Annotated in this window: 16 protein-coding genes and 2 pseudogenes; 9 read left to right on the top strand and 9 right to left on the bottom strand. The window is 71.9% G+C overall.

Annotated features, from left to right (window positions below; all coding sequences use genetic code 11):
- Positions 1 to 336 precede the first annotated feature (336 nt).
- The 4 genes from aztD to aztB are packed head-to-tail and all read right to left on the bottom strand — an operon-like array spanning position 337 to position 4,650.
- Positions 337 to 1,536: a zinc metallochaperone AztD gene (gene aztD / locus F0L17_RS00750; RefSeq protein ID WP_155069283.1), complete on the bottom strand. Its 1,200-nt coding sequence runs from the start codon at positions 1,534 to 1,536 to the stop codon at positions 337 to 339.
- On the bottom strand, positions 1,533 to 2,546 hold the full coding sequence (gene aztC, locus F0L17_RS00745; protein WP_420802362.1) for a zinc ABC transporter substrate-binding protein AztC: 1,014 nt from the start codon (positions 2,544 to 2,546) through the stop codon (positions 1,533 to 1,535). Before aztC ends, aztD begins: the two co-directional genes overlap by 4 nt.
- Positions 2,543 to 3,760: a hypothetical protein gene (locus F0L17_RS00740; RefSeq protein ID WP_155069282.1), complete on the bottom strand. Its 1,218-nt coding sequence runs from the start codon at positions 3,758 to 3,760 to the stop codon at positions 2,543 to 2,545. The genes aztC and F0L17_RS00740 overlap by 4 nt, the downstream gene beginning before the upstream one ends.
- Before the next feature lie 38 nt (positions 3,761 to 3,798).
- Positions 3,799 to 4,650 carry a zinc ABC transporter permease AztB gene (gene aztB / locus F0L17_RS00735; RefSeq protein WP_155069281.1) on the bottom strand — a complete coding sequence of 284 codons (852 nt, stop codon included), beginning with the start codon at positions 4,648 to 4,650 and terminating at the stop codon, positions 3,799 to 3,801.
- A gap of 16 nt (positions 4,651 to 4,666) precedes the next feature.
- On the opposite strand from aztB, the gene aztA reads away from it, so the two are divergent.
- A complete protein-coding gene (gene aztA, locus F0L17_RS00730; RefSeq protein ID WP_238419193.1) occupies positions 4,667 to 5,455 on the top strand; it encodes a zinc ABC transporter ATP-binding protein AztA in 789 nt (262 codons plus the stop codon).
- Between the two features lie 191 nt (positions 5,456 to 5,646).
- Complete coding sequence (locus F0L17_RS27280; protein WP_155069279.1) at positions 5,647 to 7,749, top strand: SpoIIE family protein phosphatase; 2,103 nt, start codon at positions 5,647 to 5,649, stop codon at positions 7,747 to 7,749.
- 217 nt (positions 7,750 to 7,966) lie between these two features.
- On the opposite strand, the gene F0L17_RS00720 is transcribed toward F0L17_RS27280, so the two are convergent.
- Positions 7,967 to 8,389, bottom strand: a complete 423-nt coding sequence (locus F0L17_RS00720; RefSeq protein ID WP_155069278.1) for a winged helix-turn-helix transcriptional regulator — start codon at positions 8,387 to 8,389, stop codon at positions 7,967 to 7,969.
- Between the two features lie 85 nt (positions 8,390 to 8,474).
- On the opposite strand from F0L17_RS00720, the gene F0L17_RS00715 reads away from it, so the two are divergent.
- From F0L17_RS00715 to F0L17_RS00705, 3 genes are all read left to right on the top strand, one after another.
- The gene (locus tag F0L17_RS00715) at positions 8,475 to 9,290 is read left to right on the top strand and encodes an NAD(P)H-binding protein (protein WP_155069277.1); all 816 of its coding nucleotides are present in this window, start codon (positions 8,475 to 8,477) and stop codon (positions 9,288 to 9,290) included.
- Between the two features lie 411 nt (positions 9,291 to 9,701).
- Positions 9,702 to 10,004 (top strand): hypothetical protein, encoded by a 303-nt coding sequence (locus F0L17_RS00710; protein WP_155069276.1) that lies wholly within the window; start codon positions 9,702 to 9,704, stop codon positions 10,002 to 10,004.
- Positions 10,005 to 10,124: 120 nt separating this feature from the next.
- Positions 10,125 to 10,475, top strand: a complete 351-nt coding sequence (locus tag F0L17_RS00705) for a hypothetical protein (RefSeq protein ID WP_338017898.1) — start codon at positions 10,125 to 10,127, stop codon at positions 10,473 to 10,475.
- Positions 10,476 to 10,490: 15 nt separating this feature from the next.
- Here F0L17_RS00705 and F0L17_RS26910 read toward each other — a convergent pair whose 3' ends face one another.
- Positions 10,491 to 10,826: a hypothetical protein gene (locus F0L17_RS26910; protein ID WP_238419192.1), complete on the bottom strand. Its 336-nt coding sequence runs from the start codon at positions 10,824 to 10,826 to the stop codon at positions 10,491 to 10,493.
- Between the two features lie 210 nt (positions 10,827 to 11,036).
- On the opposite strand from F0L17_RS26910, the pseudogene F0L17_RS27275 reads away from it, so the two are divergent.
- Positions 11,037 to 11,447 (top strand): annotated as a pseudogene (locus F0L17_RS27275) (integrase core domain-containing protein); the annotation flags it as partial.
- A gap of 650 nt (positions 11,448 to 12,097) precedes the next feature.
- Here F0L17_RS27275 and F0L17_RS00690 read toward each other — a convergent pair.
- Both F0L17_RS00690 and F0L17_RS00685 read right to left on the bottom strand, forming a co-directional pair.
- Positions 12,098 to 12,184, bottom strand: a pseudogene (locus F0L17_RS00690) (alpha/beta hydrolase); the annotation flags it as partial.
- Positions 12,185 to 12,502: 318 nt separating this feature from the next.
- Complete coding sequence (locus tag F0L17_RS00685; RefSeq protein WP_338017897.1) at positions 12,503 to 13,480, bottom strand: helix-turn-helix domain-containing protein; 978 nt, start codon at positions 13,478 to 13,480, stop codon at positions 12,503 to 12,505.
- Between the two features lie 109 nt (positions 13,481 to 13,589).
- Between F0L17_RS00685 and F0L17_RS00680 the strand changes: the two genes are divergently transcribed.
- The gene (locus tag F0L17_RS00680) at positions 13,590 to 14,624 is read left to right on the top strand and encodes a saccharopine dehydrogenase family protein (RefSeq protein WP_155069273.1); all 1,035 of its coding nucleotides are present in this window, start codon (positions 13,590 to 13,592) and stop codon (positions 14,622 to 14,624) included.
- Positions 14,625 to 14,761: 137 nt separating this feature from the next.
- Here F0L17_RS00680 and F0L17_RS00675 read toward each other — a convergent pair whose 3' ends face one another.
- Entirely contained in the window at positions 14,762 to 15,184 is a 423-nt protein-coding gene (locus F0L17_RS00675) for a DUF5959 family protein (RefSeq protein ID WP_162465621.1), read from the bottom strand.
- Between the two features lie 323 nt (positions 15,185 to 15,507).
- Between F0L17_RS00675 and F0L17_RS00670 the strand changes: the two genes are divergently transcribed.
- Both F0L17_RS00670 and F0L17_RS00665 read left to right on the top strand, forming a co-directional pair.
- Entirely contained in the window at positions 15,508 to 15,927 is a 420-nt protein-coding gene (locus F0L17_RS00670) for a hypothetical protein (RefSeq protein WP_155072968.1), read from the top strand.
- A gap of 467 nt (positions 15,928 to 16,394) precedes the next feature.
- A complete protein-coding gene (locus tag F0L17_RS00665) occupies positions 16,395 to 17,012 on the top strand; it encodes a dihydrofolate reductase family protein (RefSeq protein WP_155069272.1) in 618 nt (205 codons plus the stop codon).
- Positions 17,013 to 17,080 lie beyond the last annotated feature (68 nt).

Here is a 17,080-nt window from a genome sequence, read left to right as displayed (position 1 = left end):
CCGGCCTTCGACCTCGGACCAACGGCGAAGGCGGGCATCTGCGGCCCAGGGGTTGCGGGTCGCGCTGTACCTGAGGGAGTGGTTGCGACCAAGACGGTAAGGACTTTCGCTCTGGCCGTCCATATTTTGTCCTCAGAAAGTCGAAAGACCTGGCGTCTCGAAGCCAGGCCGTCCCGACGGCAACCGCGGCGAGCGGTGTCGGGGTGTGGTTCCACCGGGTCGGGGTCGGCCGGCCGGCCGAGTCCGGGGCGGGCGCCGGGGGCCGTGGAACGAGTCGGGCGCGAAGGGGCCCGCGCACCGGGCCCGGCACGGCCGCGTGCCGGGCCCGGCGGGGAGTCAGTGCCTCACACCGCTGAGCTCGTTGGGCGCCTTGGGCAGGGTCACCGAGGCGCGTTGCTCACCGGACTCGATGTCGATCGCGTGGAGCCTGCGGGTGGCGGGGTCGGAGACGTAGGCGGTGTGGTCGCGGACGAAGATCGCGGGGCGGGGCCGCTGCCACTCCAGCGGTTCGCGCCACTGGTCCATGACGGGGATGGTCCGGGTGACCTTCCCCTCTTCGGGGTCGATGACGTGGATCTCTCCGTCGGTGCCCAGGACGAGGGCCTCGCCGTGCGGGCCGCGGGCCAGGGAGCGGAAGGTGTAGCTGGTGCCGAGGTCGACCAGGCGGAGCTCGCCGGTGCGGGTGTCGATCAGGGAGACCTGCTCGGGGCGCTCCAGTTCGGCGTCGGCGTCCTTCTTGTAGTCGCCCAGGACGATGGGGGAGTCCTCGGATCCGGCCTGGTTGCCGATGCGGCCGTACTCGGTGGGGCTGTCCACCTTGGTGATGGTGCCGCCCCGGTGGATCAGGACGCCGTCCTCGCAGCCGATGACGACGGCCTCGTCCTTCGCGGTGGCCTCGCCGTGGACGCCGGGGCACTCCTCGTTGCGGGTGATCTCCTCGCGGTTCTCGTCGAGGACGGTGATGCCGGTCCTCTCCTCCTCGGTGCCCAGGGTGGTGACCAGGTGGCCGTTGGCCAGTTCGACGGCGACGCCGTGGTGGGGGGAGGGGGCGGTGTAGGTGGTGGTCTTCGGCTTCCCGCCGGCGAGGTCGTCGGGGTCGAAGGCGGTGACCTCGCCGGTGCCGTCGGTGAACAGCACGGTCCTGCCGGCGTGGTGGACCACATGGCCGGGCTTGGCCCCCTGGAACTCGATGTCCGTGAGCTTGCCGCCGGCCGCGTCCAGGACGCGGAATCCGTCGCTGGTGGAGATCATCACATGGCGGTCGTCGCCGGCCGGGTTGATCCGGTTGAAGCCCGGCAGGGGTATGTCCTCGGCGATTTCGAGGGTTTCGCCGTCCAGGACGTAGAGGCCGCCGTCGTAGGTGGTGACGACGGGGTCCGTGACCGCCGGGGTCGGGGCGCCGGACCTCGCGTCGGACTTCTTCGCGGAGGACCCGGTCTCCTGGGTCTGCTGTCCGCCGCACGCGGTGAGCGCGAGGGAGGCGGCCAGGAGGAGGGCGATGCCCGCGGCCTTCCGGGGGCGTGCCGTGTCTCTCATGTCGTGTTCTTTCTCTCTTGCGGTCCGTCCGTGGACGGGGGCTGTGTGGGTCGGTCTGCGGGTCGGTCGTTGCCCAGGCCGTCGGCTATCGCCGTGGTGTTGGCCCGCATCATGTCCAGGTAGGTGGGGGCTCCCCCGCCCTCCTCGGTGAGGGATTCGGAGAACAGCGGGACGACCTCGACGTCCAGGCCGCTCTCGCGCCGGAGGACGCGGGCCAGCCGGTCGGGCCGGGAGGAGTCGGCGAAGATCGCGCGGACCTTCGCCTCCCGGACCGCGGTGGCCAGGGACTCCAGGTCGGAGGCGCTGGGGGAGGCCAGGGTGGTGCCGCTGGGTATCACGGCGCCGATGACGCGGAAGCCGAACCGCTGGGCCAGGTATCCGAAGACGTGGTGGTTGGTCACCAGGCTGCGCCTGTCCTCGGGGATCGCCTCGAAGCGCTGTCGCATCCAGGAGGCGAGGTCATCGACCTTCGCCCCGTACCGGTCGGCGCTCTTCCGTACCGCGGCGGCGTCGATGCCGTCGACGTTCTCCACGACCTGTTCGGCGATGAGGCCGACCGCGGTGCGGACCCGGTGGGGGTCGGTCCAGAAGTGGGGGTCGGGCCGTCCGGCGCTGTCGTCCGAGGTGTAGGGGAGGGGATCGACGGCCTCTGCGACGGCGAAGGTGGCGGTGCCCGCCTCGCGGGCGGCGTCCACGTGCCGCAGGACGTTCTCCTCCAGTCCGAGCCCGTTGTACACCACCAGGTCGGCCCGTTCGACCAAGGCCGCCTGCGGGGCGGAGACGCCGAAGGAGTGCGGGTCGGCGCCCGCCTCCATCAGCACCGTCACCTCGGCCTCGTCGCCGATGACGTTGCGGGTGATGTCGCCGAGGATGTTGGTGGTGACCACCACGCCGGGGCGGTCGCCGTCGCCACCGGTGGAGCAGCCGCCGAGGAGCGGCAGGACGCAGGCCAGGGCGGTGAGCAGGACCGCCGCGGCACGGCGCCGGGCCGCCGGGACACCGGCCCTCACCGTCCGGTCTCCACCATCAGGGTGGGGGCGAAGTCCACGGCGAGGGTGCGGGCCCGTCGCAGGTCGTCGTTGTAGTCGATCTCGTGGACCTTCCGTGCCGCGACGTCGTTGACGTAGGCGCGGCCGGTGTCGACCTCGACGACCGCCGAGGCGATCTGCTCCGGCGACGCCCCGGCCAGCAGCTCGGTGCTCGCGGTCCGCTTCCCGGTGGCGAGGTCGTACGCGCTCAGGGTGCCGTCCTCGGTGAGGGCGAGCAGCGGCGTGCCCTCGCCCGCGGTGTTGGCGGCGACGACGGGACCGGTCTCCACCTTCTTCCAGGTCCGCTCGGTGATGTCGAGCACCCACACCGCGTCGTCGCCGGCCGTGGCGACGAGGGTGGTGCCGCCGGGCCGGTGGTCGAACGCGACGGCCCGGTCTTCGGCGTCCACGGGGTGCCCGTAGGGGATCTTCTTCCCGGCGAACTCGCCGTCCTCCTCGGTGACGAGCAGGGCGCCGTCGGAGCAGCCGAAGACGACACCGCGGCGGGTCACGGCCGTGCCGCGCACCTGTGGGCACCGCTCGGCGACGGACGCCACCGGCTCTCCCTCGCGGTCGCGCGCCTCGACGGTGTCCTGTGCGGCGCCCGTTCCCGCGACCAGCAGGTGCTCCCGGTAGGGGACGACCGGCCCCTTCCCGGGGCGGCCGGTGACGGGGCGTCCCTCGCCGACGCTGCCGTTCTCCAGCGCGGTGCGGTCGAACAGTCGAGCGCCGCCGTCGAAGGTGATCGCGGTGAGGGCGGTGTCGCTGTGGACGTGCTCCGGCCGCCCCCCGCCGATCTCCCCGACATCGCGGATCTTCGAGCGGTAGTAGTGCGCGTGGTCACCGTGGTCCACCGTCCAGGCCCCGCTGTCGACGACGTGGGCCCCGCCGGCGGTGCCCAGGTAGGCGAACCGGCCGTCGCCGGCGATGTCCCGCACGCCCTCGACCCGTCCCACGCGGGTGACGTCCTCGGTCACGAGGTCCAGGACGCCGATCTCGCCGGTGCGGGTGTCCGCCAGCACCAGGCGCGGTTGCTGTTCGGCGGTCTCCTCGGCTCCTCCGACGTGACCATGGGGTACGGCGGACGCGGACGGTTCGGCCTCGGCGGACTCGGCGCGGTCCGGGCCGTTCTGACAGCCGGCCAGCAGCACGGCCGCGCCGAGGGCGACCGCCGCGCGGGTCTTGACGTGTTTCATGACGGGCGCTTGCACTCCGTTCACGGGGACGAGGGCGTTCAGGAGTTGGTGGGGGAGGGCTGTGCGGGGCCGGGCAGGCGGGCCCGGAGGCCGGCGGCGAGATGGGAGAGCAGGAACTGCGCGACCGCGACCGCGGCGATCGTCGCTCCGGCAGCGGTGCCCAGGTGCCAGGGCAGCAGCAGGCCGAGGAACGTCGCGCTCGTACCCAGGCAGGCGGCGCCGACCATGATCGACGGAATGCGCCGGGCCCAGGGCAGGACCGTCGCCGGGGGAGCGATCAGCAGGCCGAAGACCAGCAGCGTCCCCACCACGTGGAACGAGGCGACGATGGCCAGCGTCAGCAGCCCCAGCAGCGCGGTGTGCGCGAGGCGGGGGCGCAGGCCCAGGGTGTGGGCCTTGCGTTCGTCGAAGGCCAGGGCGACGAACGGCCGGTACCCCACCGCGGAGACGACCAGGGCGATCACCAGGGCCACGGCGAGGTGAACGAGGTCGCTCTCGCGCACCGCGAGCACGTCACCGAAGAGGAACCCGGTCAGGTCGACGGCGAACGACTGGGAGCGCGAAACGATGATCACGCCCAGGGCGAGCATCCCCACGAAGAGCAGGCCGATGCCCGTGTCGTGCGACAGCCGGGGGGCGCGGCCGAGGGCGGTGACCCCCAGCGCCATGGCGGCCGCGCTCACGGCCGCACCGACCAGGAGGTTCCCTCCCAGCAGCGAGGCGACCGCGACTCCCGGCAGCATGCCGTGTGACATCGCGTCGCCCAGGAAGGCCATGCCGCGCAGCACCACCCAGGTGCCGGCCAGGGCACAGACCAGCGACACCAGGACGCCGCCCCACAGGGCGCGCTGCACGAAGGCCACCTCGAAGGGGCCGGTCAACCACTCCATGACACATGAACCTATAATGAAAACCGTTGTCATTACAATTCCATGCGGGAGAGATGCCCAGGTGAAACAGCAGGTGACACTTGACGAGGTGTCGGCCGGTTACGCGGGACGAACGGTCCTGTCCCGGTTCAGCGCGCGGATACCGGGATCGGCCACCACCGCCGTCGTGGGACCGAACGGATCGGGCAAGTCCACGCTCCTCGGCGTGCTGGCGGGCGTGATCCCCGTCCGGGCCGGGACGGTGACCCACCGCACCTCCACCCGCCCCGCCCTCGTGGCACAGCGCAGCACCGTCTCCGACGCGCTGCCGGTCACGGTGCGCGACACCGTCACGATGGGCAGATGGGAACGCCTCGGACTGCTCGGGCGCATGTCCTCGCGCGACCGGTCGGTGGTCGAGGCGTGCATGGACCGCCTCGGCATCGGCGAACTCGCGGAGCGGCGGCTCGGTGAACTCTCCGGAGGACAGCGGCAACGTGCGCTCGTGGCCCAAGGGCTCGCGCAGGAAGCCGACCTCCTGCTGCTCGACGAACCGACCGCCGGCCTCGACCCGGAAGCCCAGCGGTTGATCACCGAGGTCCTCGGCGAGGCGGCGGCGGAGGGCGCCACGGTCGTACACGTCACCCACGACCTGGCGGCCGCCGGACGGGCCGACCACTGTCTGCTGCTCCACGCCGGCCGGCCGGTCGGGGACGGCCCGCCTCACGAGGTGCTGACCGGCGAGGCACTCGAACGTGTCGGGGAGCTCCCCCGGCAGACACGGCCTCCAGCGGTGGGGGAGCAGGTCGACGCTCCGCGTGGCTGAGGGCGCTGCCCCTGGGCAGGCCCCGGCGAGACCCGCCGCGGCACGGGCGCGGTCCGGGAAGCGGACCGGACCACGGACGGAAGCCCACCGCGCAGTGGTGCGAGCACGACGCGGCCGAGTTGCGGCGAGCGTGCCGAAGCTCTCTCCTGGAAGGTGCGGGGCACTGTGACGGCGTCGAGGTGGGAGGCGTTGTGACCGACCATGGCGGTCTCCTCGGGACCGGGTCGGCGAGCTGGGGACAGCCCGCCGAACTGGTGCTGGACGCCGCCGGTGCGGTGATGACGTGCACGCGGCCCGTGCCGGAGTTGCTGGGCGGCTCGGCCGGAGAGCTCCGCGGCAGGGAACTGAAGTCCTTCCTCGAGGATCCGTCGGCGTGGGCGGAGTTGACCGAGGGGACCGAGCACGGGCGCCGCAGCAGCGGACGCGCGGTGCTGCGGCGGGCCGGCGGCGGCCGGGTGGACGTGGACGTGAGCGTGTTCGCGCTCACCGGAGGGGGCGAGGCGCACTTCCTCGTCTGGCTGGTGCCCGCGGTGGGAGCCGAGCTCGAGGACGAGCTGGGGATGCGGGTGGCACTGGCCGGAGGCGGCGTGCTGGCCTCCAGTCCGCGCGCACAGCAGCGGCTGGACCTGCTGCACGCGGCGGCGGTGCGCGTCGGTGGCTCGCTGGACGTGGCGCGCAACGCCGAGGAACTGGTCGACCTGCTGGTGCCGGTGTTCGCCGATCTGGGCGCGGTCGACCTCACCGAGGAGGTGCTGGCGGGGGAGGAGCCCGGGGAACTGACCGCGGACACCTCGCTGCGGCGTGTGGCGGTGGCGGCCGGAGAGGGGCTGTGGCCGGGAGAGGTCTATGCCCTGGGGGAGCGGTTCTCGATCGGGAACGTCGAGCGGGAGCACCTGTGCCGGGGGTCGGTCGGCATCATGCCGGACCTGAGCGGTCTGCGCAGGGCGGCGGCGCGGGATCCGCAGCGGTCCCGGCTGACCCTGCCCGAGGCCGCGACCTCCTTCCTGGCCCTCCCGCTGCGGGCGCGCGGGACCGTACTGGGCGCCGTTCCGCTGTGGCGCACCGGGGACCGCGTTCCGTTCGACCGGGGCGATGCCGCCCTGGCCGAGGAGATCGGCTCCCGGCTGGCCCTGGGCCTGGACAACGCCCGGCGCTACACCCGGGAGCGGCGCACGGCCGAGGCCTTGCAGCGCAGTCTGCTGCCGCCTCCGGTGGTACGTCTGACCGCGGCGGAGACCGCGGGGACGTACGCGCCGGCCGGTACCGCGGCCGGGACCGGCGGCAGCTGGTACGACGTGATCCGGCTCTCCGGTGTCCGGGTGGCCTTCGTGGTGGGCAAGGTGGCCGGGCGCGGGGTGAACGCCGCCGGGGCGATGGGCCGCCTGCGGTCGGCGGTGCAGACCCTGGCCGATCTGGATCCGCCCCCCGATGAACTGCTGAGCCATCTGGACGACCTGGTGACCCGCATCGGCGAGGACGAGGGGCACCGGGCGGCGTCAACCGTCGGCTCCCTGCACGGAGCGACCTGCCTGTACGCCACCTACGACCCGGTCACCGGCCAGTGCCTCATCGCCAGTGCGGGCCATTCCGGCCCCATCGTGGTCAGGGGGCACGACCGTGTCGCGGACGACGTCGAACTCCACCCCGGACCCCCACTGGGGGGCGGGACCGAGCCCTTCGAACCGGTGGAACTGCTCCTGCGGCCGGGCGACGTCCTCGCCTTCCACAGCGGACCGCTCACCGCGATGACGCGGAGCACCGAACGGGACCTGGAACGGACCCGCGAAGGCGCGCGGACCGCGGCAGGCACCGACCGGCCACTGGGCGATGTCGGGCACCGCCTCCTGGCCCGCCTGCGGGAACACGACCGGGAGGAGGACCTCGCCCTGCTCATGGCCCGCGTGGACCGGGTGCCGGCCGACCACACGGCCTTCTGGCAACTGCCCGCCGACCCCAGCCTCGTCGCACACGCCCGATCCCTGGTCTCCGCGCAACTGGCCGACTGGGGTCTGGACGAGCTGGGCTTCGCCACCGAACTCATCATCAGCGAACTGGTCACCAACGCCGTCCGCCACGCCGGCGGTCCCGTCGGACTGCGGTTGATCAAAGACCACCGGCTCGTCTGCGAGGTCTCCGATCCCAGTCAGTCCCAGCCGTACATGCGGCGCGCCCGGCTCTCCGACGAGGGTGGCCGCGGTCTGTTCCTCGTCGCCCAGCTCGCCCACCGCTGGGGCAGCCGCTACACCCCCGGCGGCAAGACCATCTGGACCGAGCAACCCGTCGGGAGTTCCTGACGTCACCGACGGACACACCGCGCGGGGCGGGCCGGTGGCGCCCCGCCCGGCCGCGCAACTCGCCGGCCCGGGGCGCCGTCTGGACGAGCAAGGCGGTGCCGGCGGCGTTGTCGCGAGCGGACGCGACCGGCACCACGAACGGGCGATCACCGACCGAGAGAGAAGGGACTTGACGCCCCCTGGCTGTTGCGGGTCACGACGTCGTCGGCGCCGACGGTCACCGGATCTCGTTGCCGGGATGCTGCGCGTCGTAAGCCTGGCGGGCACGGGCGATGGTGTCCCGGTGCTCGAGTGACCAGTCGGCCAGTGCCTTGACGAGGTGGGTCAGGCTTGCGCCGGTCTCGGTGAGTCGGTAGTCGACCTGGGCGGGCACGGTTGGGTAGACGGTCCGAAGGACCAGCCCGTCGCGTTCCAGCCGGCGGACGGTCAGTGTCAGCATGCGCTGGGAGATTCCATCGATGGCGCGCTGAAGTTGCCGGAAGCGCCGGGCCCCGTTTGCAAGCTCGACGATCACGAGGACCGACCACTTGTCGCCCACGCGGTCGAGCACGTCGCGGATCCCGCAGTCGGGGTGGTCCGGCTGCCCGCACGGTTCCAGCTCCGCGGGTCCAGCGGTTACATCGGTGTGCCTCACTGACATGAGACTGCCTCCTTGTGGGCCGACCGCGGTCGGTTCAGGATCGCCGTAGTCACTGAAGAGAACCACGGTAGGAGACCGAACCCCAATGATCATGGTGACCGGCGCGAACGGACAGCTCGCCTCCCTCACGCTCCAGGAGCTGGCCGACCGGAGGGTGCCCGCCCTGGGGGGCAGCCGAACACCCTCCGACGGGCAGCGTCACCTGGACTTCGACGACCCCACCAGCCTGGACCTCACCGGTGTCTCGACGCTGGTCCTGGTCTCGGCCGGATATGCCGAGGACGACCAGGTCATCGCTCGTCACCGGGCCCTCCTCGACGCTGCGGTCCGCGACGGCGTCGCGCACGTGATCTACACCAGCCTGACCGGCACCGGGGATCACCTCGGGTTCGCGCTCGCCCACCGCGCCACCGAGGATCTGGTCAAGGCCGGCGGCCTCGGGTGGACGATCTTCCGCAACGGGCTCTACGCCGAGCTCTTCGGAGCGTTGTTGACGTGGACGCCCGACGGCCTGGAGTCAGCTTTCGGCGATGGCGCTCTCTCCGCGGTGGCTCGGGCGGACCTGGCCGCAGCCGCAGCCGTCGTTGCCGGCCACCCGACCGCGCACGTCGCCAAGACCTACGACCTGGTCGGCGCCCCGATCACCGCCGGCGACGTCGCCGAACGTCTCGACGTCGCCCACCGGACGATCGGGCTCGGCGAGTACCGCGCCCGCCTCCTCGCGGACGACGCGCTGCTGCCGTTCCAGCCGCCGATGCTCGCCTCGATCGCCACCAGTGTCCGCCATGGGTTCCTCGGCAGCTCCAGCCCCGACCTCGTGGGACTGCTCGACCGGCCGCCCACCGACGCGCTGGCCGTTGCGGCGGACACCGCGGCTGCGATGCGTCCTGGCGCACGCTGACGCGGACGGTTCATCGCAACGCGCCGCTGTCCCTCGAAGGTCGTCGGCGGCCGGTCGAACACTGCCTCGGGCCGTGTATCGAAAGTCGATCGGCGCAGCCTTCCCCCGAACCCACACGCGTGCGAATCGGCCCTCGCCGGCCCTGTCGGAGCAATTGACGAGGGCCGGTGCGATGCCTGTCTCCGTGTCGGGGACCGGCTTCGCCCAGTGGACGGGCTGGGTCTCGGCGAGCGGCTTGGACGGATTCCGGGCCGGGGCGCCGCGCGGCGCCAGGCGAATACGAGCCCGAGCACGGCGAACGCCGGCAGCGGTACGGTCCAGCCCACCGGGCCGCCCGTGGCGACGGCGCCCCACCGTGTCGGTGACGGGGCCCGCGACCAGCCGACCGAAGCCCAGGAGGCAGCGACCCTCTTGCTGAGGTCGTACTACGGCCCTCGGCTCGACGACGGGACGCCGGCCGGGACGATCGCACGGGTCATCGCCTGTGCCCACGAGAGCGAGCCGCTCTCGCTGTACCTCGCTCGGCTGCGCGAGCACGTGGACCGCCAACTGCGCGAGCTTCTCGACGTGTGTGCCCACTCGCAGGCCCCGGTCGAGCGTGTCGCGGCAGTCATGGACGGCATGATTCTCGCCTCCACCGCCGAACGCAGGAGCGGCATCGCGACCATCGCCATCCGCGACGTCGCGAAAACTCTCACACTCGCCACGAGGTGACAGAAAGGCCTGGCGTCCAGGGTGGGTGCCAGGAGTGCCCTGGTGCCGCATCGACCCTCGTGCGCCAGGGCGCACATCGCTCCCCACCCGCCGGCAGGAATCAACTGGCACAGTTGAAGAGTGAATAGAAACTTCTTGACCCGGCATCACGACCATCTGGCCGCCTGGCTGAGGGACGGAAAGGCCGAAAGCCTCGACGCCTTCCTGGGCGCACACCACGAGTCCTTCGCGCTGGTGACGACAGACGGAGCGATTCTCGACCTTGAGACGCTGCGGGAACTCCTGCGTGGCGCAGGCGGTAGCCGGCCTGGCTTGTCGATCCAGATCGAGGACGTCACCAGCATCACCCCCGAAGTGCACCGGTTCCTGGAGCGCCACCTCATGGACGGCTCCGTCGTGGACGAGCGGGTGGTGACTGCCGTAATGAAGGACGGGGCGGTGCTCAGCGTGCAGGAGACCCCTCGCCGGTAGTGGAAGCAGCCGAAGTCACGCTTCAGGCGTTTCGGCAGTGGATCGCTGGGCGATCGGCGGCGGAGCTGGTCGAACCGGCCACCTGTGTCCCCGCATGACGGCGGAGGGGCACAGCCACCCGTTGACGGCAGCGACGGGAACGGTCGTCTCGTAGCGGACGGCGAGCTTGTCGTAGCGTGTGGCGACAGCGCGGTGGCTCTTGAGACGGTTGGTTCCGCACTCGACCGCGTGACGCTCGCGGTAGTCGACGATGGACATGGGTTTCCGGCCCTGTTCGACGGCCGGGTGCAGCTTGGTGGTGAACCCGCCGCGCGAGCGTCCGAGCCCGTGATCACCGGGCTCGGTGAACACGCCGCCCGGCGGTTCCTTCCGCAGGTCGCCCCGCCCTCGTCCCCTTCGGCGACAACGGTTCCGGCACCGCCCCCTGCTCGTCCGTGAGATCTCCCCGGCCCAGGGACAACGATCACCCACAGCTCAGGATCCGCTTTCGACACACGACCCACCCGCCCCATCGCACACGTGGCCGCTGAGACGGGCACCTCTCGCGCGTGCGCGCCGAAGTGGGTCGACCTGCGCTCCGCGGTCGACGGTTACTCCCCACTCATCCACACCGAAGCGTCGCCTGACGAGAGAGCGGCTACTGCGACCGCGTTCATGCACCGCACCCGTGCGTGGTTCGTGACCCACGGCATCACCCGCATCGAGCGGATCGTCACCGACAACGGAGCCTGCCACCGCGCCGAAGCCCTCCCGCGGGTGCTGCTCGGCTCGCGGCACCGGCGGATCACGCCTTACACGCCACGGCACAACGGGAAGGTGGAGCGCTACAACCGGATCATCTCCGAGGAGTTCCTGTACGCCCGCACCTGGACGTCAGAAGACCGACGCCGTGAGGCTCTCGGCGTCCGGAACATCCGCTACGACCGCCACCGGCCCCGCACCCCCATCGGGAACCAGCACCCGGCGGCTCGACCACCGCGCGTTCGCCCTGGCGCTCCGCACCGGTCGTGGACCTTCGCGTCGTCCACGGATCCGCTGTTCATCGACAAAGTCGCCGCGTACCGCCGGAGGATCTCCGGCTCAGGTCACCGATGGCGCCCGCCGGCAGGGGGGCGCGTCCGCGGGATTCCGACGGCCGCCGCGGCCACGGCCAGTACGGCGGTGCAGGCAGCCGATACCGCTGCCGTCTCCCGGACCCGCTGCGGCACGTCGTCCACTGTTCTGAGCCCTCCGTCCTCCATGACGCACACCGTGCGCAGGGTGAGGAAGTGGACGTCGTAGTCCACCGCCCCCTTCAACTGGGACCTGCACGGGTGGTCGGAGGGGAACGGGGCCGAGTCCGCCCCGCCGTCCTGCGCCACGGCCACGGTCGATATCAGGTCCATGGCCCCCCACGAGTACGAGGCCGTGGTCATGGCCGCGCAGGCATAGGTGGCGGCGACGACCGCACGGCGCCATCCGGACCGGCTCCCGTTTCCCGGGAGGACGACCCTGAGGCACTGGAGCAGGCAGAAGACGATCAATGCGAGGGCGGCGAGGAACACCACCGGTACGAGGAGGAGCACGAAGGTCCTTTCCACGGGGGTCGTCCGGTCGTGGCCACCGTCGGGGGGCCGGACCGTGAGCGCGGCGAGTTCACCGAGGAGCCGGGCCGCCGGCGCCGGATCGACCAGCCACTTCAGGTGGCTGCCCTCCGGGTGGCGGACGTCGCTCGTGATGGCAGCCGCCTGCCATGGTGTCAACTCGGGTCCGGGTGCCGGTTCCGTATCGCTTTCCTGTGTCCATGCTCACGCGGGCGGAGAGGGTGAGCAGTGGCAGCAATCGCGGGGCAGAAGCGGCAGCCGGGGAGGTGCCGCAGCGTGCCGGGACGCGAGTCGCCGCCACGCAGGAGCGTGACGGTGTGACGGAGACGGGTGGTGAGGTCGGAGGCGCCGTCGTCGAGCGTCCGGTGCACCGGCCGACTTCGACGCCGCCGCCGACGGCGATCGGCCGCTTCCGACGGTGCCGGTGGCGCTCCTGGCGACGGCTCAGGAGGGGTACTGCTCGCTGTCGTCGTGGTCGGAGCGTGCCCTCGAACGGAATGTGCGGCGGTAGGTGTCCGGAGGCACGCCGACCGTGCGGTTGAAGTGCCGGCGCAACGTTGTGGCGGTGCCCATGCCGGTGGCCGCCGCGATGGTGTCGACACTGTCGTCGGTGGTCTCCAGCAACTCCTGGGCGTGGCGGATCCGCTGCGTCAGCAGCCACTGCAGCGGGGTGGTACCGGTCACCGACCTGAAGTGGCGGCCGAGGGTGCGTGAACTCACCCGTGCCCGACGAGCCAGGTCCTCCACGGTCAACGGCTGGTCCAACCGTTCGAGCACCCAGGGGAACAGCTCGGCGAGCGGGTGGTTGTCCGGGGCGGGTACCGGGGTGGTGACGAACTGGGCCTGGCCGCCGTCCCGGTGCGGCGGCACGACCAGGCGGCGGGCGACAGCGTTGGTGGTCGACGAGCCGTGGTCGAGGCGGACGAGGTGCAGGCACAGGTCCATGGCCGCGGCTTTGCCGGCGGAGGTGAGCACGCTGCCGTTGTCCACGTAGAGGACGTCCGGGTCCACCGTCACCCGGGGGTAGCGGGTGGCCAGAACTCGGGTGTGCGCCCAGTGCGTGGTCGCGCGCAGCCCGTCGAGCAGACCGGCGGCGGCCAACACGAACGCGCCCGTGCAGAGGGAGGCGACGCGCGCGCCCGCCTCGTGGGCCGCGCGCACCGCGTCGACCAGGTCGGCGGGTGGCTCCTCGTCGATGTCGGCCCAGCCCGGGACGATCACGGTGTCGGCGCTCGGGAGCCGGTCGAGGCCGTGGTCGGGCTCCAGCCCGAACCGGCCGGCCCGCACGGTGTCCGGTCCGCAGACGACGAGGTCGTACCAGGGACCTGCCACGCCGGCCGGGGCGGAGCCGAAGACCTCGTACGCGACGGACAGTTCGAAGTGCAGCATTCCGTCGGTGACGGCCAGCGCGACTGTGTTCACGTCCGGAATTGTATGCGTCATGTCGTTCCGGACACTCGTGTGGGGTGCCTGCCCCCGTCAGGATGATCGTGGCGGATCCGAGCGGATCATTCGAGCAAAGGAAACATCCATGACAGCGGAGCCCATGATCACCGTGTACGGCGCGTACGGGCACACCGGGCGTTTCGTGGTGGCACAACTGCGGGACCGCGGGTTCGCCCCGGTTCTCTCCGGCCGCGACGCCGGAAAGCTGGAAACGTTGGCAACGGCGCTCGGACCCGGTTCGGATGTCCGTCCGGCATCGGTGGACGACCCGGCCTCACTCGACCGCGCGCTGGCCGGCGCGGTAGCCGTGATCAACTGTGCCGGGCCCTTCGCCGCGACGGCCGCCCCCGTGATCGAGGCGGCACTGCGCGCCGGAATCCCGTACGTGGACGTGGCGGCCGAGATCGAGGCCAACATCGACACGTTCACACACTTCACGGACCGCGCCCGCGCCGCGGGAACGACCGTCGTCCCGGCGATGGCCTTCTACGGCGGCCTCGGCGACCTGTTGATCACCGCCGCGATGGGCGACTGGACGGAGGCCGACGAGGCACACGTCGCATACGGGCTGAGCGGTTGGCATCCCACCGCCGGGACGCGTACCGCGGGAGCGATCTCCCGGCAGCGGCGGGGCGGTCGGGGAGTCCGTTACACCAACGGGCGTGTCGAGTACCACCAGGACGCCCCGTCGACCCTGGAGTGGCCCTTCCCCGACCCGATGGGCCCCCGGGCCGTCGTCGCGGAGTTCACGATGGCCGACGTCGTCACCATTCCCAGTCACCTGCCCATCCCCGAAGTGCGCACCCACATGACGGTCGAGGCAGCCGGAGACGTGTCGGCCCCCGACACTCCGGCGCCGGCCGCGGCCGACGAGCGCGGGCGGTCCGCACAGACCTTCCTCGTCGACGCCGTCGTACGCTCCGGTGGCCGGGAACGGCGTGCTGTCGCGAAGGGCCGGGACATCTACGCCGTCACCGCGCCGCTCGCGGTGGAAGCGATCGACCGCATCCTCGCCGGGCGGACCGGAACGGTCGGAGTCGTCTCCGCCGGCGAAGCCTTCGACGCCCTCGACTTCCTCCGCGCACTGTCCCCGCACATCGACCTGGAACTGCGCCCGTAGCGGGCAGGCCACGCGCGCGGCGCGCCCACCGGCTTGCCGAGGCAGCACGGGCTCAGCCCGGTGGACGGGCCTGTCCGGGGGCGGTCGCGATGCCGTGACCACTCCGACCATACGCGGATCGTCACCCCCCGGGGGCCTTACGAGGCGGGTGCGACAGCCTTCCGGACGTGGTCCAAGCGCAGCCGGTTCTCCTCCAGCCAGTCCGAGGCGACGTCGATCGGCACACGCACAGCAATCTGCGTGGACGGCGAGTCGTGCACGGTCACCTCCACGGGGTCCTCGGGAAGCACGGCCAGCCAGGCACCGCGGCCGCCGGCCGGCCACTCGACCCCCTCCTCAGCCTGAAGAGTGTCGAGACACCGCTCCCATTCGTCCAGATCCTCAAGCGACACCCACAGATCGACCCGCCCGGTGACGAAGTCGCTCTTCAGAACGATCTCGGCTGCGTAGTACCGCTCGTCGCCCATCGTCGGAGGTTCGCCGCATCTCACTTCGGCGGTGACGCTCTGCACCGTATCCGCGAACCGGAAGAGTTCGAACGTCCGTGTCGTGCCAACCACGGTTACCTCTTGACTGCTCGATGGGCCAGGCCGCCTCCGATCCTCTCCCACGCACCGGCCAGGACGACAGCCGCGGTCCGACACGCGGGGCAGCCCCCGGCGAAGGCGCGTTCGTCCGGGCCACCGCCGTGGAGGGGGCGACACGGGAGCTCCTGCGCATCCCTGTCCGGCGGCATTCCGGCCCTCACCGCCGCGCTACCCCGGGCCGCCCAGGGCGAAGCGAAGACGCTGGAGTACGATCCCCGTTCGATCAACCGTACGGCTCCGAGGGGGGACGGGCCTTGAGCGCCCAACTGAAGGAAACCGCCACGCAGTTAGCGGACATGCTCTGGCGCCGGCACACCGTGTACCGGGGCCGAGCCGGGGAGGTGGTCATCCGGGGCGAACACGTGCAGCGCTGGATCAGCCTGGCCCCCGCGGGCCGCGAGGGAGAGATCCTGCTCCGCGCGGGCCGCATCCTCGACGGCGGCACCACCGCTCCGGCGCGTTCGCAGACCGTCGTACCGCTCCGATCCGGCACCGGCGAACTCGCCACGGCCTGCCGTCGTCTGCTCGCCGAGACCGCCGCCGACGCCGCGCCGCCCGCCCCGGCGGCTTCCGGCCGCACCAAGCGGTCCGAGAAGCCGAGACGTCCCGGGCGCAGAGGGAGACGGACGCGCCTCGCCTCCTGGATGATCCTCGCCTGCGTGGCCGGCGCCATCGTCCTGTACGCCTACGGCACTGCGGCGACAGGCACGCGCTGATGGAGAGGCCGGGCCGGCCGTGCTCGGCCGGCCGTGTGGCGCGGTGACGTACCGGAGGGCGAGGTCCGATGACCGGTTCCCGACCGCTCACTTCGTCATGCGCCACGCGGTGCACGAGTGGATTCCTCCTCCGGAACAAGCGAACGGCTCCGCGAATCGCAGGCCCCGCGAGGTGCACCGAATCCCCACCCCGGCCGGACCCTCGGCACCGTCACCGCCGCCGCGGTCGCCGACCTCACCCCCGGCGGGCCGGTGGCGTCGCCCTGGCCCTCCCCTTCGCCACCGGTCCCGTGATCACGGCCTGGTTCCACACCGGGTGGTCCTGTCGGCCCGGCCGACGAGACCACCCGAAGTGCCCGGACCTCGTGGCTCCAAGTGGCGCGTTGCCGGGCGTCGGCGCGGCCGGGGAGGAGCCGAGCCTCACGCCTGAGCGATGAGTTCGGGCAGTGGATCGGGTCTGCCCCGGCATGACCCGAATCATCGCCGACATCTCGATCTCCCTCGACGGTTTCGTCACCGGGCCCGACCCCGGCTTGGACAACGGCATGGGCACCGGTGGCGAGGCCCTGCACACCTGGGCGTTCTCCGAGGACCCCGACGACCGCCGGATCCTGCGCGAGGCCACCGCCCGCTCGGGCGCCGTCGTCCTCGGCCGCCGTCTCTTCGACGTCGTCGACGGGCCGAACGGCTGGGACGACAGGACCGGCTACGGCGCCGGCGAGGTCGGCGAACCCGCGTTCGTCGTCGTGACGAGCTCACCGCCGAAATCGGTGCGGCTCACCGACCTCGACTGGACGTTCGTCACCAGCGGACTGCCCGACGCCGTCACCACCGCGCGCGAGCGCGCCGAGGCGGCGTCCCGGGACAGCGGCAAGGAACTCGATGTCGTCCTCATGGGCGGCGGTGCCACGATCGGCTCGGCACTCGACGCCGGGCTGGTCGACGCGCTGACGCTGCACCTCGCGCCCGTCGTACTGGGGGCCGGGACGCCGCTGTTCACCGGCGGAGCGCCACGCGGGCTGGTGCAGCGCGGCGTGACCGCGACCTCGACCGCGACGCACCTGACCTACGACGTCCCGCGGTGATCCGATGACCGCCGTCGACGCCCGGGGGATCAACCCGGGCATCGAGTCGTTCGGCGACGACGACGCCC

The organism is Streptomyces taklimakanensis (genome assembly GCF_009709575.1).
Taxonomy (GTDB): Bacteria; Actinomycetota; Actinomycetes; order Streptomycetales; family Streptomycetaceae; genus Streptomyces; species Streptomyces taklimakanensis.
Note: the sequence above shows the minus strand (reverse complement) of the source record. Positions and strands in the feature narration are given on the sequence as shown.